This is a genomic window from Stenotrophomonas sp. SrG, from assembly GCF_050031795.1.
GTDB lineage: Bacteria > Pseudomonadota > Gammaproteobacteria > Xanthomonadales > Xanthomonadaceae > Stenotrophomonas > Stenotrophomonas rhizophila_A.
The window spans coordinates 1-260 of record NZ_JBNBBE010000405.1 but is presented as its reverse complement, the minus strand read 5'-3'; the positions used below and the strand labels follow the sequence as shown (position 1 = coordinate 260).

Sequence of the window (260 nt, the reverse complement as noted above, 5' to 3'; positions counted from 1 at the left end):
GTACACCGGGGTGGCGCTGAAGGCGAGCAGGCAGGCCTTGGGGTGCGGGTCGCGCGCGGTGGCGGTTGCCAGGATCTGGTTGACGTCGCAGCGCAGCCGGGCGTTGGACCGGTGGGGGTGCACCGCACTGGTGGCCTGCAGCGCAGGCACCCTCGGCCGGTCCGCGTCCGGGTGACGGGCGCTGTGCGGCGGCGGGTCGTGACCGGCGCGCGCGGCCGCGGCGGGTTCGGCGCGGTGGCGCGCGGGGGGGGCCGTCAGGC

The 260-nt window shown here is 78.8% G+C and carries 1 protein-coding gene; it reads right to left on the bottom strand.

What is annotated here, in order from left to right; all coding sequences use genetic code 11:
* Positions 1-258 (bottom strand): glutamate synthase central domain-containing protein (locus tag ACQG3P_RS20260; RefSeq protein WP_426806045.1); only part of this gene is annotated, 258 nt, incomplete at its 3' end.
* Positions 259-260: the final 2 nt, after the last annotated feature.